This window comes from Bacillus sp. FSL H8-0516 (assembly GCF_038635285.1).
GTDB lineage: Bacteria > Bacillota > Bacilli > Bacillales > Bacillaceae > Bacillus > Bacillus safensis.
This window is the reverse complement of sequence record NZ_CP152051.1, coordinates 3,043,858-3,059,652: the sequence shown is the minus strand read 5'-3', so window position 1 is coordinate 3,059,652 and position 15,795 is coordinate 3,043,858. Positions and strand designations below refer to the sequence as shown.

Sequence of the window (15,795 nt, the reverse complement as noted above, 5' to 3'; positions counted from 1 at the left end):
GCGTCGCATTCGGTAAAAAGCATAGGGCGAAAATAAAGCCCCAGTTTAGTCCCTTTGCGGGCAATCTGCGCCTCTTTTAGAAAAGAGGCTATTTTTCATGAAAGGCAGGTGGCATCGTGAACCATCGAGCGTATTTAGCTTTGGCCATTCCTTTAACAATTTCTACGATGACCACTCCATTACTGGGAGCTGTTGATACAGCGGTTGTCGGTCAGCTCGCAAATCCCGCTTATATTGGAGGCGTTGCGGTCGGCAGTCTCATTTTCAGTACATTATATTGGCTGTTTGGTTTTTTGCGGGTAAGTACATCTGCTTTTGCCGCCCAGGCAAACGGTGCGCAGAATGAGGAACAGGGCGTTCTTGCTTTTCTAAGACCTTTTTTCGTCGCCATCATCGTCGGACTTTGTTTTATTGCCATGCAATGGCCGATCATTCAATCTGCTTTTCTAGTGATCTCTCCCGATGCTGATGTCCGTCAATTTGCCGCAGACTATTTTCATATTCGCATTTGGGGAGCGCCATTTACTTTAATGAATTATGTTATATTGGGCTGGCTGATGGGGATGGCTAAAATGAAAGAAGCTCTTTCATTGCAAATCTTGATCAATGTTATGAATATGGCGCTCGCATTTCTGCTTGTTCATGTGTTTTCGTTTGCGGTCAAAGGAGTTGCGGCGGCGACATTGATATCTGAACTAACCGCTTTTGTGTTGGGGGCATGGATTATTCTGAAGCATTCGTCAAACGGATTCCAGATGCCTTCCATCAAGAAAATCATGGATACTCAGGCAGTGAAGAAAATGTTTCATGTGAATAAAGATTTGTTTATCAGGACGATCTGTCTGCTAGTGGTCATCAACATGTTTACGGCAAAAGGTGCTTCTTTTGGTACAGAGCTGCTGGCAGCCAATGCCATCTTATTTCAAATTCACTACATCATGGCTTATTTGTTCGATGGTTTTGCCAATGCGTCCAGCATCCTTGTTGGCAGGTCAGTTGGTGCAAATGATCGCACCCTCTATGAAAGAACCTTAACCCTTTCGAGGCAGTGGGCACTTGTCATGGCATGTGTCATTGCGGCGGTTTATTTTCTATTAAAAGAGCCGATATTGAGCTTGTTTACAAATCTCCCTCAGCTGCTAGATGTGACATTACGCTATGCAGACTGGCTTGTTCTTTATCCGTTTGCGGCTTGCTTCGGTTTGGTCATTTACGGCGTATTTACAGGTGCGACAGAAATTGCCCCTGTTAGAAATTCGATGCTGTTTGCGATGATTTTGTTTATCGTCGTTCAAACCGCAGTCACGCCCATTTGGCACAATCATGGCCTATGGTTTGCCTTTATCATCTATACTGTGGGGCGGTCTGGCTTTTTAATGATGTATAAATCGAGGCTGGATCAGAAGCTTTTTGCATATGATAAACACCCTTTGCCATCTTGACAAAAGGGTGTTCTTTTTCGTTCATTCGCTTTCTTTTTTCACCTTTTGATAGGCTTCATCAAGATGCTGAATTCGCTTCAATACAACCGCATTTTTGGTCAGCTGGTCTTGAACAAGCGTTGACACTACTGAGCGGTAATAGGCATTCATGGCATGAACCTTGTCTTCATTTTGGTTCATGGCGATGTGCTGCTTCAAGTTGTCGACAAAGTATGGAACGGAAAAAAGTTCAGACATAGAAATCACTCCTATTTCGTATATACGGTCCGTCAATCTTCATGTAAAATGATGAGAGGGAGGGGAGACAATGAGCCTTAAACTGCAACAAGAACAGGTATTAAAGCAGGTGCTCACACAAGAACTTAGGCAGGCCATTACGTTGCTGCAGCTGAATTGCGCAGAGCTCGGCGAGTATCTTGACCAGTTAGCGCTTGAGAACCCTCTGATTGAGCGGAAAGACACGGACAGCTACCAACCAGTTTATCATAAAAAATCACAAGATCGAATGACAGAGCCGTATCGAACGTATCAAAAAGAAAGCCTGCAAATGTTTTTAAAAAGACAGGCGATTGATTTGAATTTAAGTGAAAAGAATCAAAGAATCTTTCACTTTATGATTGAGTCCATTGATTCCAATGGCTATCTAAATGAACCGATTGACGCAATGGCAGCTGTCTTAGAGGTGCCAGCTGAAGAAGTAGAAGCTGTCCTTCATCAGCTGCAATCGCTGGAGCCTGCCGGGATTGGCGCAAGATCATTGCAGGAATGCATCCTCCTTCAGCTGAGAAGGAAAAAGAAGCGCTGGTATGAAGCCGAGCTGATCATCGAAGAGCATTTCTTTCTTTTTGCGAGAAAGGCTTGGAAGGAAATTGCGGCCAAAACAGGTGTTTCAATGAAAACACTCCAGGCGGTACAAGATGAAGTGTCTCAGCTTGAACCAAGACCAGGTTTTCATTTCTCATATGATGAAGAGCATGTGTATATAGAGCCTGATGTAACAATTACTGTGGTGCAGGATCACATCACTTTTGAGCTGAATCAGCGTGCTTTTCCAGACGTAGAAATGAATGAAGGCTACTTCGCCATGATTCAAGACCAAAAGCGGCATGAAGCATATGCGTATTTAAAGGAAAAAGAGCAGCAGTACAATTGGCTTGTCCAAGCGCTGAAGCAAAGAAAGCAAACGATGACTCATGTCGTTCGTGAGATTATCTCACATCAGACCGATTTTTTTCTAACAGGGAAACATAAAATGAAACCGCTTACGATGAAGCGGATCGCAGATATACTGCAAGTCCATGAGTCAACAGTCAGCCGGACTGTAAAAGGGAAAATGGTGCAAACCCCTTATGGTCTTATGGAAATGAAACAATTTTTCCAAGCCAAATTAGAAGGGCATTCGCTAGAAGAGGCGTCCAGCTACACAGTCAAAACGCACATTGCAGAGCTCATCCAAACGGAAAATAAGAAAAAACCGTATTCAGATCAGCAAATCATGACACTGCTTCAGCAAACCTTTGGTATCCGCGCGTCGCGCAGAACCATTGCAAAATATCGCGAACAAATGAATCTTCCGTCCTCTACGCTTCGGAAGCGATACGATTAAAAAGAAGTACTTGCCAGAACATGGCACGTGCTTCTTTTTTGTTGAAAGCAAGGCAGCTCGAAGATTTCTTGAAAATTAAAGAGGGGAGACGTGTGATCGGAAATTTTGGGGTAAAGTATAAGATAGGGCATGAGCCGATAGGGATAGACAACAGTGATGAGGTGAGACCAATTGAAATATAAACAAATTAAAACGAAAAAAATATATGAAGAAATTGCGGATGCATTAATTGAATCCATTCGTACAGGTGAGCTTCTTCCAGGGGAAAAATTAGATTCGGTTCAAGCGCTTTCAGAAAGCTTTCAAGTCAGTCGTTCCGCTGTAAGAGAGGCACTGTCTGCTCTCAAAGCGATCGGATTAATAGAGATGAAGCAAGGGGAAGGCACATATGTGAAGCAGTTTGATCCTGAGCAGCTCACATTTAGCCTGTCTCCTGCATTTTTGATGAAGCAGCATGATGTCACACAGCTCCTTGAATTAAGAACCATAATTGAGACGGGTGCTGTCAAAAAGGCAGCGCTCATGCGAACGGACGATGACCTTCATCAGCTGCGTGAGGCACTTGAACAAATGAAACTCGCAGAAGCACATAAAGAAACTGGTGAAGAGGCAGACCTCGCATTCCATCTCGCTTTAGCCAAAGCCTCAAAGAATGATTTATTAAAAGCGTTAATGAATCAGGTCTCCACCTTGCTGGTAGAAACGATGCGGGAGACGAGAAAAGTCGTCTTATTTTCAAGAAAAGCCTCCATTCGGCAGCTTTACAAAGAACATGAACATATTTACAAAGCCGTCATGGCAAGACAGCCAGAAGAAGCAGAAAGAGCGATGCTCACGCATTTAAAAAATGTAGAAAGACTGCTGAGTGATGTGAGTCAAGAACCGGCAGGACAGTCAGAACCACAGTAAGCTGTGCCGAATGAGGGCACAGCTCTATTATTAACGAGAAATATGCAGTTTTTTCATGCGATATTGCAGACTTTGCCTGCTCATGCCCAATAACTTTGCAGTCTGTGAAATATTATCGTCCATTTTTTCTAAGTAATGGACGATGTATTGTTTTTCGAATCGTTCCATTTGGGTTTGAAAATCAGTCGTATGTTCTGGGCTTGTATAAATAAACGTGTCAGCTGCGGTATGCTGCAAAGGGTTCGTCTGTAATTGCGCTGCAGGACGGCCTTCCCTATGTTTAAATCTAAAATGATATGGAAGGTGATGCATGCATAAGTAATCCTCATCCATCATCATATTCATCCCCGCTTCAATCACATGCTCCAGTTCTCGTACATTACCCGGCCAATCATACGCTTGAAAAAGGGCTAGTACCTCTTCGTCAGCCGCCTTCACCTTCATTTGAAACAGCTCATTATATTTTTGAATAAAATGACTGACAAATGTAGGAATGTCTTCTTTTCGCTCAGAAAGCGGCGGAATAAATAAGGTGACAATACCCAGCCGGTAAAATAAATCCTTGCGCATGCGTCCGCCTGCGATTGCATCTACAGGATCCTCATTCATATTGGCAATGACTCTTACATCAACAGCGATTTCTTTTGTGCTGCCAAGTCTTCTCACACGTTTCTCCTGTAATACACGCAGCAGTTTTGCTTGAAGACTAGGATTTAATGAGTTGATCTCATCAAGCAGCAGTGTACCTCCCTGCGCCTGTTCAAATAAGCCGGGCTGATCAGTTGCGCCTGTAAAAGCCCCTTTTTGTGTACCAAAGAGCAGACTTTCAATGAGATTATCAGGCAGTGCCGCGCAATTTTGGGTAATAAATGGTCCAGATGACCGGCTGCTGCCGTTATGAATACTTTGTGCAAATAGTTCTTTTCCTGTCCCTGTTTCTCCAACAATGAGCACATAGGAAGAGGTGCGTGTCGCTCGTTTTGCATGCTCAATCACCTCTAAAAACGCAGGGCTTTGTCCAATAATGGAATCAAAGGTAAAGCGCGTGCTTCCTTTTTTCTTCATATTGTGATGAATCAGCCGTTCCAGCTTGGTCACATCATTCGAAATTTCAACCGCTCCTTGGATGAGGCCGTCTCGAACGAGCGGGTATGTATGATTAATCGTTGTGATTTCTTTTCCATTGTAATTATGATACGTCTGCTTTGCATGAACGGTTTGTTTCCCGGTACGCAGCGCTTGGACAAGCGTACTGTGCATTTCGTCTTGGAAGACGAAGAGGTCTAATACATTTTTATGGAGAACATCAGAGCGTTTCAAAGACTCAATCTCCATCATTTTTTTATTATAAACAACAGTATTGCCATTCTCGTCAATTGCATGAACCCCGACATCTATTAAATCAAGCATTTGTTTATACAGATCAATCTCATTTTCCAGCTTTGCAGTATACTGATCTTCTTTCATTGAAGCACCTCCAGACGTTACCTCTATTTTACATGAAAAATTTTGCGGTTTCCTCTAAAAAATTTGGCAGGTGCAAAGATATTTTGCATAAATGAACCAGATCAATCACCGCCACAATGCGGGCAGAAAGTTGGCACGATCCTTGCATATCATATGTGTGTAGATAAAAGAGGGTAGCTTATAGAAGGAGGAATAGACGATGACACAGACAAATGAATTGATTCAACAAACCGAACAATACGGTGCGGCAAACTATCATCCGCTGCCAATTGTGATTTCAGAGGCTGAAGGAGTTTGGGTGACAGACCCTGAAGGCAATCGATATATGGATATGCTGAGTGCGTATTCCGCGGTGAACCAAGGCCATCGCCATCCCCGCATTATTGAGGCGCTCAAAAAACAGGCAGACCGTGTGACATTGACTTCAAGAGCTTTTCACAATGATCAGCTTGGCCCTTGGTATGAGAAAATTTGTCAACTGACGAATAAAGAGATGGCACTCCCGATGAATACTGGCGCTGAGGCTGTAGAAACAGCTGTAAAAGCAGCAAGACGCTGGGGCTATGACGTCAAGGGAATCGAAGACAATCGCGCAGAAATCATTGCGTGCGTCGGTAACTTCCATGGCAGAACGATGACAGCTGTTTCCCTTTCTTCTGAAGCAGAATATCAAAGAGGTTTCGGTCCAATGCTTCCAGGCATTAAACTGATTCCTTACGGAGATATTGAAGCGTTACGTGAAGCCATCACACCACAAACAGCGGCTTTTCTGATCGAACCTATTCAAGGAGAAGCGGGAATTGTCATGCCGCCAGAAGGCTTCTTGAAGGAAGCGAAAGCGCTTTGTGAAAAAGAACATGTGCTGTTCATTGCGGATGAAATTCAGGTCGGATTAGCGCGAACAGGCAAGATGTTTGCATGTGACTGGGAAGACATTGAGCCAGATATGCTGATTCTTGGAAAAGCTTTAGGCGGCGGTGTATTCCCAATCTCGTGTGTGGTCGCAAACCGCGATATATTAGGTGTGTTTAACCCTGGATCTCACGGCTCTACCTTCGGCGGAAATCCTCTTGCGTGTGCGGTGTCGCTGGCTGCACTGGATGTCTTAATCGACGAAAACCTTGCAGCGCGTTCTATGGAGCTTGGCGAATACTTAAAAGACAAACTCACGCGCATTCAAAGTCCTGTCATCAAGGAAGTGCGCGGCCGCGGATTATTTATCGGCATGGAGCTGACAGAGGCAGCGAGACCTTATTGTGAGAAGCTGAAACAAGCAGGGCTGTTATGTAAGGAAACCCATGAGACCGTCATCCGCTTTGCACCGCCTCTCACGATATCTAAAGAAGATTTAGACTGGGCGATTGGTCATATTGAAGCATTATTTCAAGCATAAATGTCAAAGGGGGAGAAACCTTCACTTTCTCCCTTTCTCTTTCAACGAACAGCGAATTTTGTCAAAGGATGATGAATAGAAGAGTGAAAGTGGGGAAGCGGATTTGAACCAAGAACAGCATAACGAACTAGAACGTTCCATGAAAAGCAGGCATCTCTTTATGATTGCCTTAGGCGGCGTCATTGGTACTGGTCTTTTCCTTGGGTCAGGACTCATTATCCATCAGGCTGGACCCGGGGGAGCCATTCTATCCTTTATCATTGGCGGATTGTTAATGTATTTGGTGATGCTCTGTCTTGGAGAATTAGCGGTGGCGATGCCTACAGCGGGTTCCTTTCAGGAGTATGCAACCAAATATATAGGTCCGTCCACAGGCTTTATGATCGGCTGGCTTTATTGGTTTAGCTGGGCATGTACAATAGGACTGGAGTTTACGTCAGCAGGAATTTTGCTCCAAAGGTGGTTCCCAGATATCCCTGTTTGGCTTTGGTGTCTTGCATTTAGCGTGATTTTATTTGCCGTGAATGCCATCTCAGCTCGCAGCTTTGCTGAAACCGAGTTTTGGTTTTCAGCCATTAAGGTCGCTGCCATCCTATTATTTATTATCATTGGAATTGGCGCAATTTTCGGAATGATTCATCTGAAAGATGGAGAACCAGCCCCTCTATTTCGTCATTTGACGGATCATGGCGGACTATTTCCTAACGGCGTTTTTGCTATTTTATTAACCATGGTCACGGTCAATTTCTCCTTTCAAGGAACAGAACTTGTAGGGATTGCAGCAGGAGAGAGTGAAAGCCCTGAAAAAACATTGCCTCGTTCTATACGAAATATTATTTGGAGAACGATGGTCTTTTTCGTTTTATCTATTGCGGTTCTGGCCGCGCTTCTTCCGTGGCAGACAGCAGGCACTGTCGACAGCCCGTTTGTCGTCGTGCTGGACAAGGTCGGTATACCATATGCGGCAGATATCATGAATTTTATCATCATCACAGCCGTCTTATCTGTAGCAAACTCTGGATTATATGCATCATCACGTATGCTTTGGTCGCTTTCGAAAGACGGGAAAGGACCTGACTTTACGAAAAAGCTGTCCAAGCGTAAAATTCCGATCAATGCACTATTGGTGACAATGGGCGTATCCGCACTATCTCTGCTGACAAGTGTTGTGGCACCAAAAACGGTGTATGTGTGGCTCATTTCTATTTCTGGTATGGTTCTTGTTGTGGTATGGATGTCTATTTGCTTGTCTCAGTATTTCTTTAGAAAACAATTCATAAAGGCGGGCGGAGATGTAAAGGATCTTGTCTTTCGAACACCGCTCTATCCATTTGTTCCACTAGCAGGCTTTATCGCATTTGGCATCGTCCTCATCAGCTTATTTTTTATCGAGGATCAGCGGATCGGCCTTTATTGCGGAATCCCGTTCATGGCTGCCTGCTACATTATTTATTATCTCAAAATCAAACCGAAGGAAGAGGCAAAACAGTTTGGAACCATCACAAAAACATAAGCAGGTCCTGAAAAAAATGTGCATGCTCATATCACCAGCATGCACATTTTCCATCGTGAATACATTCTATATAAAAGAAAATAAATATTTTGAAAAGAAATATCATCGCAAGAACCTTGATGACAAGCAGGCTATCGGTGAAAATGTGTCTATTTTTTGTCTAAATGTGTTTGTAAGAGTTGAAAATGCAAGATTATCCTGTTAAAATAATTAAAGAAAGCAGGGATTGATTTTTTTTGGCTGTGGCGGGACGTTTTTTGTCACAGTGGGACGTTTTTAGTCCAACGTGAAAAGGAAGGGTCGTTAGCCATGAATCGTTTATTGGAAGCTCAAAAAAAATTATTGCCAGATCTTCTCATTGTTATGCAAAAACGCTACGACATTTTGCAGTACATCAGATTAGCTGAACCGATTGGCCGCAGAAGTCTTGCGACAAGTCTTGGTCTCAGTGAGCGCATCTTACGTGCTGAAGTTCAGTTTTTAAAAGAACAAAATCTGCTGGATGTGAAAACGAGCGGTATGATGCTGACGAGTGAGGGTCACGCTTTGCTTGAAATGCTTGAAGGAATGATGAAGGACGTTTTAGGTTTAACCTTTTTGGAAAATACATTAAAGAGAAAGTTAGGCCTGGAAGAAGTCATGATCGTTTCTGGAGACAGTGACGAATCCCCGTGGGTGAAGCAAGAAATGGGAAGAGCTGCTGTCCAATGCATGAAAAAAAGGTTTACTGGAAATAATATCGTCGCCGTCACTGGCGGAACGACGATGGAAGCCGTTGCCGAAATGATGACCCCTGATGCCAAAAACCGCGATACGATGTTTGTCCCTGCGAGAGGCGGTCTTGGGGAGAATGTAAAAAATCAGGCAAACACCATTTGTGCCCACATGGCTGAAAAAGCTTCCGGTACTTACAAACTGCTGTTTGTTCCAGGGCAGCTGTCAGAAGGTGCTTACTCTTCCATTATTGAAGAGCCGTCCGTCAAAGAAGTGCTTCAAACGATTAAATCGTCCACAATGCTTATTCATGGTATTGGTGAAGCAAAAACAATGGCGATGAGACGAAATACACCAGCTGAAGATTTAAAGAAGATTGATGAGCATGACGCAGTGACAGAGGCCTTTGGCTATTACTTTAATCGTGATGGTGAGGTCGTACACAAAGTGCACTCCGTCGGCATGCAGCTAGATGATCTAGAAAGCATTCCACACATCATTGCTGTTGCAGGTGGATCATCAAAGGCGGGGGCGATTGAAGCTTATTTCAAAAAACCGCGCCGAACGGTTCTCGTCACAGACGAAGGAGCCGCAAAAGAGTTATTAAGGGAGTCAATTGATCCCTCAATATAAAACATTGTGACCTATAAAAGGAGGAAACATCATGGCAGTAAAAGTCGGTATTAACGGATTTGGACGTATTGGACGTAACGTATTTCGTGCAGCATTAAATAATCCTGAAGTTGAGGTAGTAGCGGTTAACGATCTAACAGATGCTAACATGCTTGCACACCTTTTACAATATGACTCTGTTCACGGAAAACTAGATGCAGAGGTTTCTGTAGACGGTACAAACTTAGTAGTGAACGGTAAAACAATCGAAGTATCAGCTGAGCGTGACCCTGCGAAATTAAGCTGGGGTAAACAAGGCGTAGAAATCGTTGTTGAATCTACTGGATTCTTCACAAAACGTGCAGACGCTGCGAAACACTTAGAAGCTGGCGCTAAAAAAGTCATCATCTCTGCTCCTGCTAACGAAGAAGATATCACAATCGTTATGGGTGTAAACGAAGACAAATACGATGCAGCTAGCCACGATGTCATCTCTAATGCATCTTGTACGACAAACTGCTTAGCTCCATTTGCAAAAGTACTTAACGATAAATTTGGTATCAAACGCGGTATGATGACAACTGTTCACTCATACACAAATGACCAGCAAATTCTTGATCTTCCGCACAAAGACTACCGTCGTGCTCGTGCAGCTGCGGAAAACATCATCCCAACTTCTACAGGTGCTGCGAAAGCTGTTTCACTTGTATTGCCTGAACTTAAAGGTAAATTAAACGGTGGCGCTATGCGTGTTCCAACACCTAACGTTTCTTTAGTTGACCTTGTTGCTGAATTAAACCAAGATGTAACAGCTGAAGACGTAAATGCAGCACTTAAAGAAGCAGCTGAAGGAGAACTAAAAGGAATCCTTGGCTACAGCGAAGAGCCGTTAGTATCTGGTGACTACAATGGTAATCCAAACTCTTCAACAATCGATGCTCTTTCTACAATGGTAATGGAAGGCAGCATGGTGAAAGTAATCTCTTGGTACGATAACGAGAGCGGATATTCTCACCGCGTTGTTGACCTTGCAGCTTACATTGCAAAACAAGGTCTTTAATTTCTCACACTGAAGGAACTCACTTGGTTCTTTCCTAGAGACACGATATAATGAAGACGGACAAGGGAAGGGGAAGCATCCCTTTCCCTTTTTCTCTGTTTTTATCCGTTCTGCACGATTTCTCGTTTTGATGAGGGCAAAATGGGAAAAGGATAAAGAGAGTCTTGTCCAATGCGTAAGGAAACCAGAATAAAGGAGGATCTCCTGACGAGCATGAATAAGAAATCAGTAAAAGACATTGACGTAAAAGGTAAAGTTGTGTTCTGCCGCGTAGATTTTAACGTTCCGATGAAGGACGGAGAAGTGACGGATGATACTCGTATCCGCGCAGCATTACCAACAATTGAGTATTTAACAGGACAAGGCGCAAAGGTACTGCTAGCTAGTCATTTGGGTCGTCCGAAGGGTCAAGTTACTGAAGAACTGCGTCTGACACCTGTGGCAAAACGTCTGCAAGAGCTTCTTGGAAAAGAAGTGAAAAAAGCAGATGAAGCTTACGGCGACAACGTGAAAAAGCAAATCTCTGACTTAAAAGAAGGAGATGTGCTAGTGCTTGAAAACGTTCGTTTCTATCCTGGTGAAGAAAAGAACGATCCTGAATTATCAAAAGCATTTGCTGATTTAGCCGATGTGTATGTCAATGATGCGTTCGGTGCTGCACACCGTGCACATGCATCGACAGCTGGTATTGCAGCTTATCTTCCGGCTGTTTCAGGCTTCCTCATGCAAAAAGAGCTTGAGGTTTTAGGGAAAGCCATTTCAAATCCTGATCGCCCATTTACAGCGATTATCGGCGGCGCAAAGGTAAAGGATAAAATCGGTGTGATTGAAAGTCTTCTTGATAAAGTGGACAACCTCATCATCGGCGGCGGACTTGCTTACACATTTGTGAAAGCACTTGGCCACGAGGTAGGGAAATCTCTACTAGAAGAAGATAAAGTCGATTTAGCGAAATCCTTTATGGACCGTGCAAAAGAAAAAGGCGTGAACTTCCTGATTCCAACAGATGTTCTGGTAGCCGACGACTTTTCAAATGATGCGAATACAAGCATTGTGCCAATCTCTGAAATTCCAAGTGATCTAGAAGCACTTGATATTGGAACAGAGACAAGAGAAAAGTATGCTGACGTTATTAAAAACAGCAAACTTGTTGTCTGGAACGGACCAATGGGTGTATTTGAAATCGATGCATTCGCTAAAGGAACAAAAGCTATCGCAGAAGCACTGGCAGAAGCAAAAGATACATATTCTGTCATTGGTGGTGGAGATTCAGCAGCAGCTGTTGAGAAATTTGGTCTTGCCGATCAGATGAGCCATATTTCTACAGGCGGCGGCGCTTCACTTGAATTTATGGAAGGCAAAGAACTTCCTGGTGTTACTGCATTAAACGATAAATAAGACCAAAACTGCTATAAGGAAGTGTCAATCATGAGAAAACCAATTATAGCTGGGAACTGGAAAATGAACAAAACACTTGGCGAAGCAGTCAGCTTCGTTGAAGAAGTCAAGTCATCTATTCCATCTCCTGACAAAGTGGAATCCATTGTCTGTGCGCCAGCTCTTTTCCTCGAAAAGCTAAACAGCCTATCAAACGGAACAGACCTTAAAATTGGTGCACAAAACATGCACTTTGAAGAAAATGGTGCATTCACTGGTGAAATCAGCCCTGCTGCTTTAAAAGATTTAGGCATCGGCTATTCAGTGATTGGGCATTCAGAGCGCCGTGAATTCTTTGCTGAAACAGATGAAACAGTGAACAAAAAAGCACATGCTGCATTCAAGCATGGCATCGTTCCAATCATTTGTGTAGGTGAAACGCTTGAAGAGCGTGAAGCTGGCAAAACAAATGAACTTGTCGCTGATCAAGTGAAGAAAGCACTAGCTGGTTTAACGAAGCAGCAAGTTGCTGAATCTGTGATTGCATATGAGCCAATCTGGGCTATCGGTACAGGAAAATCTTCTACAGCGAAAGATGCAAACGACGTTTGCGCACACATCCGCCAAACCGTTGCAAGCGAATTTGGTCAAGAAGCGGCAGACAGCCTTCGCATTCAATATGGCGGAAGCGTGAAGCCGGCAAATATTAAAGAATATATGGCAGAATCCGATATTGACGGTGCTTTGGTAGGCGGCGCAAGCTTAGAACCTCAGTCTTTCGTTCAATTATTGGAGGAAGGTCAATATGAGTAAGAAACCAGCTGCATTAATCATCTTAGACGGGTTCGGTTTAAGAGGCGAAACAGTCGGTAACGCTGTCGCACAAGCAAAAAAGCCGAACTTTGACCGCTACTGGAACGAATTTCCGCATCAAACCTTAACGGCTTCAGGTGAGGCAGTAGGTCTACCGGAAGGTCAAATGGGGAACTCTGAAGTTGGGCATTTGAACATCGGTGCAGGACGCATTGTGTATCAAAGCTTAACAAGGGTGAATGTTGCCATTCGTGAAGGGGAATTTGAGAAAAACGAAACGTTCCTAGATGCAATGACGTATGCAAAAGAGAATGACAAGGCGCTTCATTTATTTGGACTCTTGTCAGACGGTGGTGTGCACAGTCACATCCAGCATCTTTTTGCCCTGCTGAAGCTGGCGAAAAAAGAAGGCTTAACAAAGGTATACATTCATGGTTTCTTGGACGGACGTGATGTTGGTCAGAAGACAGCCAAAGTGTACTTAAAACAGCTGGAAGAACAAATCAAAGAAATCGGTGTCGGTGAAGTGGCAACACTTTCAGGACGCTATTACTCAATGGACCGTGACAAACGCTGGGATCGTGTGGAGAAAGCGTACCGCGCGATGGCATATGGTGAAGGGCCAAGTTATCAAAACATCTATGATGTCGTTGATGACTCCTATGAAAATGGAATCTACGATGAATTCGTTATTCCATCTGTCATTACGAGAGAAAATGGTGAGCCGGTTGCCAAAGTAAACGACGGCGACTCTGTGATTTTCTATAACTTCCGTCCAGACCGTGCCATCCAAATCTCGAACACTTTCACAAATGCAGATTTCCGCTCGTTTGACCGCGGAGAAGCTCATCCGAAGAATTTACACTTCGTCTGCTTCACACACTTCAGTGAAACGGTTGATGGCTATGTTGCCTTCAAACCAGTGAATTTGGATAACACAGTAGGAGAAGTGCTTTCTCAAAACGGATTGAAACAGCTGCGGATTGCTGAAACAGAGAAATATCCTCATGTCACGTTCTTTATGAGCGGTGGACGTGAAGAAGAATTTCCTGGTGAAGACCGCATCTTAATCAATTCACCAGATGTAGCCACCTATGACCTCAAGCCGGAAATGAGTGCTTATGAGGTAAAGGATGCACTTGTTGCAGACATCAATGCTGACAAGCATGATGCGATCATTCTGAACTTTGCTAACCCGGATATGGTTGGTCATTCAGGTATGCTCGAGCCAACAATCAAAGCCATTGAAGCAGTAGATGAGTGCTTAGGAGCTGTAGTCGACGCAATCCTGGCAAAAGGCGGACATGCCATCATTACGGCAGACCACGGTAACGCAGACGTGCTGATTACCGAAGAAGGAAAGCCGCATACTGCACATACAACGAATCCTGTACCAGTCATCGTGACGAAAAAAGGTGCGACGCTTAGAGAAGGCGGCATTTTAGCTGATCTATCTCCAACGCTTTTAGACTTACTTGGTCTTGAAAAACCAAAAGAGATGACAGGAACATCATTAATTCAGAAATAAAAAAATTGATTCAAAAGGAGAGAAATAACGATGCCATACATTGTTGACGTATATGCACGCGAAGTATTAGACTCTCGCGGTAACCCAACAGTTGAAGTAGAAGTTTACACAGAATCTGGCGGCTTTGGCCGTGCGCTTGTTCCAAGTGGTGCTTCTACTGGTGAATATGAAGCAGTAGAACTACGTGACGGAGACAAAGACCGTTACCTTGGAAAAGGTGTTCTGACAGCTGTAAACAACGTAAACGAAATCATTGCACCAGAGCTTTTAGGCTTTGATGTAACAGAACAAGTAGCGATTGACAAAATGTTAATCGAACTTGACGGAACAGAAAACAAAGGGAAATTAGGCGCAAACGCAATCCTTGGCGTATCTATCGCTGTAGCACGTGCGGCTGCTGATTTCTTACAAATTCCACTTTATCAATACCTTGGTGGATTCAACTCCAAAACGCTTCCAGTACCAATGATGAACATCGTCAACGGCGGAGAGCATGCGGATAACAACGTAGACATTCAAGAATTCATGATTATGCCTGTAGGTGCTCCAAACTTCCGTGAAGCACTTCGCATGGGCGCTCAAATCTTCCATAGCCTGAAATCTGTATTAAGCGCAAAAGGCTTAAACACAGCTGTAGGTGATGAAGGTGGATTCGCTCCAAACCTTGGTTCTAACGAAGAAGCACTTCAAACAATCGTTGAAGCGATCGAAAAAGCTGGCTTCAAACCAGGTGAAGAAGTGAAGCTTGCTATGGATGCTGCATCTTCTGAGTTCTACAACAAAGAAGACGGTAAATATCATTTATCAGGCGAAGGTGTTGTGAAAACATCTGCTGAAATGGTTGACTGGTATGAAGATATGGTATCGAAATACCCAATCATCTCTATTGAAGACGGCCTTGATGAAAACGACTGGGAAGGTCACAAACTATTAACTGAGCGCCTTGGCAGCAAGGTTCAGCTAGTAGGAGACGACTTGTTCGTTACAAATACGAAGAAGCTATCTGAAGGAATCAAAAACGGCGTTGGTAACTCAATCCTGATCAAAGTAAACCAAATCGGTACATTAACTGAAACATTTGATGCAATCGAAATGGCGAAACGCGCAGGATACACAGCTGTTATCTCTCACCGTTCTGGTGAAACTGAAGACAGCACGATTGCAGACATCGCTGTTGCAACAAACGCTGGACAAATCAAAACAGGTGCTCCGTCTCGTACGGACCGTGTGGCGAAATACAACCAATTACTTCGCATCGAAGATCAATTGGCTGAAACAGCACAATATCACGGCATTGCAACATTCTATAACTTGAATAAATAATGTCAGCTATGCGCTGCGTTCCGCTCTTTCATGAGAGC

13 protein-coding genes are annotated in these 15,795 nt (G+C 43.7%); 11 read left to right on the top strand and 2 right to left on the bottom strand.

The genetic code is table 11. From position 1 onward, the window contains the following. The first annotated feature begins 116 nt into the window (after window positions 1–116). Window positions 117–1,442 (top strand): MATE family efflux transporter, encoded by a 1,326-nt coding sequence (locus tag MHB67_RS15635; protein WP_342492625.1) that lies wholly within the window; start codon window positions 117–119, stop codon window positions 1,440–1,442. Between the two features lie 21 nt (window positions 1,443–1,463). Here MHB67_RS15635 and yvfG read toward each other — a convergent pair whose 3' ends face one another. After that, the gene (gene yvfG / locus MHB67_RS15630) at window positions 1,464–1,679 is read right to left on the bottom strand and encodes a protein YvfG (RefSeq protein WP_024423509.1); all 216 of its coding nucleotides are present in this window, start codon (window positions 1,677–1,679) and stop codon (window positions 1,464–1,466) included. Window positions 1,680–1,749: 70 nt separating this feature from the next. On the opposite strand from yvfG, the gene rpoN reads away from it, so the two are divergent. Both rpoN and MHB67_RS15620 read left to right on the top strand, forming a co-directional pair. Then, window positions 1,750–3,048, top strand: coding sequence for an RNA polymerase factor sigma-54 (gene rpoN / locus MHB67_RS15625; protein ID WP_341082448.1), 1,299 nt, complete (start codon window positions 1,750–1,752; stop codon window positions 3,046–3,048). 171 nt (window positions 3,049–3,219) lie between these two features. Then, window positions 3,220–3,957 carry a FadR/GntR family transcriptional regulator gene (locus MHB67_RS15620; RefSeq protein ID WP_144496387.1) on the top strand — a complete coding sequence of 246 codons (738 nt, stop codon included), beginning with the start codon at window positions 3,220–3,222 and terminating at the stop codon, window positions 3,955–3,957. 30 nt (window positions 3,958–3,987) lie between these two features. Here the strand turns inward: MHB67_RS15620 and MHB67_RS15615 are convergent, their stop codons facing one another. After that, window positions 3,988–5,424, bottom strand: a complete 1,437-nt coding sequence (locus tag MHB67_RS15615; RefSeq protein ID WP_151039883.1) for a sigma 54-interacting transcriptional regulator — start codon at window positions 5,422–5,424, stop codon at window positions 3,988–3,990. 199 nt (window positions 5,425–5,623) lie between these two features. On the opposite strand from MHB67_RS15615, the gene MHB67_RS15610 reads away from it, so the two are divergent. From MHB67_RS15610 to eno, 8 genes are all read left to right on the top strand, one after another. After that, on the top strand, window positions 5,624–6,817 hold the full coding sequence (locus MHB67_RS15610; RefSeq protein WP_034280960.1) for an ornithine--oxo-acid transaminase: 1,194 nt from the start codon (window positions 5,624–5,626) through the stop codon (window positions 6,815–6,817). A 139-nt stretch (window positions 6,818–6,956) separates the two neighbouring features. Next, window positions 6,957–8,330 carry an amino acid permease gene (locus MHB67_RS15605; protein ID WP_056766848.1) on the top strand — a complete coding sequence of 458 codons (1,374 nt, stop codon included), beginning with the start codon at window positions 6,957–6,959 and terminating at the stop codon, window positions 8,328–8,330. Window positions 8,331–8,639: 309 nt separating this feature from the next. Continuing rightward, the gene (locus MHB67_RS15600; protein ID WP_024423502.1) at window positions 8,640–9,677 is read left to right on the top strand and encodes a sugar-binding transcriptional regulator; all 1,038 of its coding nucleotides are present in this window, start codon (window positions 8,640–8,642) and stop codon (window positions 9,675–9,677) included. Between the two features lie 31 nt (window positions 9,678–9,708). Then, a complete protein-coding gene (gene gap, locus MHB67_RS15595) occupies window positions 9,709–10,716 on the top strand; it encodes a type I glyceraldehyde-3-phosphate dehydrogenase (protein WP_024423501.1) in 1,008 nt (335 codons plus the stop codon). Between the two features lie 213 nt (window positions 10,717–10,929). Beyond that, a complete protein-coding gene (locus MHB67_RS15590) occupies window positions 10,930–12,114 on the top strand; it encodes a phosphoglycerate kinase (protein WP_024426073.1) in 1,185 nt (394 codons plus the stop codon). Between the two features lie 30 nt (window positions 12,115–12,144). Further along, window positions 12,145–12,906, top strand: coding sequence for a triose-phosphate isomerase (gene tpiA, locus MHB67_RS15585; RefSeq protein WP_017359213.1), 762 nt, complete (start codon window positions 12,145–12,147; stop codon window positions 12,904–12,906). After that, entirely contained in the window at window positions 12,899–14,434 is a 1,536-nt protein-coding gene (gene gpmI, locus MHB67_RS15580) for a 2,3-bisphosphoglycerate-independent phosphoglycerate mutase (protein WP_024423499.1), read from the top strand. Before tpiA ends, gpmI begins: the two co-directional genes overlap by 8 nt. Window positions 14,435–14,464: 30 nt before the next feature. Continuing rightward, a complete protein-coding gene (gene eno, locus MHB67_RS15575; RefSeq protein ID WP_003212752.1) occupies window positions 14,465–15,757 on the top strand; it encodes a phosphopyruvate hydratase in 1,293 nt (430 codons plus the stop codon). Window positions 15,758–15,795: the final 38 nt, after the last annotated feature.

What these genes read in the sequence shown, in the direction of transcription:
- yvfG (WP_024423509.1), bottom strand. Translation starts at nt 1,679, where the DNA reads ATGTCTGAACTTTTTTCCGTTCCATACTTTGTCGACAACTTGAAGCAG.
- rpoN (WP_341082448.1), top strand. Translation starts at nt 1,750, where the DNA reads ATGAGCCTTAAACTGCAACAAGAACAGGTATTAAAGCAGGTGCTCACA.
- MHB67_RS15615 (WP_151039883.1), bottom strand. Translation starts at nt 5,424, where the DNA reads ATGAAAGAAGATCAGTATACTGCAAAGCTGGAAAATGAGATTGATCTG.
- MHB67_RS15610 (WP_034280960.1), top strand. Translation starts at nt 5,624, where the DNA reads ATGACACAGACAAATGAATTGATTCAACAAACCGAACAATACGGTGCG.
- MHB67_RS15605 (WP_056766848.1), top strand. Translation starts at nt 6,957, where the DNA reads ATGAAAAGCAGGCATCTCTTTATGATTGCCTTAGGCGGCGTCATTGGT.
- MHB67_RS15600 (WP_024423502.1), top strand. Translation starts at nt 8,640, where the DNA reads ATGAATCGTTTATTGGAAGCTCAAAAAAAATTATTGCCAGATCTTCTC.
- gap (WP_024423501.1), top strand. Translation starts at nt 9,709, where the DNA reads ATGGCAGTAAAAGTCGGTATTAACGGATTTGGACGTATTGGACGTAAC.
- MHB67_RS15590 (WP_024426073.1), top strand. Translation starts at nt 10,930, where the DNA reads ATGAATAAGAAATCAGTAAAAGACATTGACGTAAAAGGTAAAGTTGTG.
- tpiA (WP_017359213.1), top strand. Translation starts at nt 12,145, where the DNA reads ATGAGAAAACCAATTATAGCTGGGAACTGGAAAATGAACAAAACACTT.
- gpmI (WP_024423499.1), top strand. Translation starts at nt 12,899, where the DNA reads ATGAGTAAGAAACCAGCTGCATTAATCATCTTAGACGGGTTCGGTTTA.
- eno (WP_003212752.1), top strand. Translation starts at nt 14,465, where the DNA reads ATGCCATACATTGTTGACGTATATGCACGCGAAGTATTAGACTCTCGC.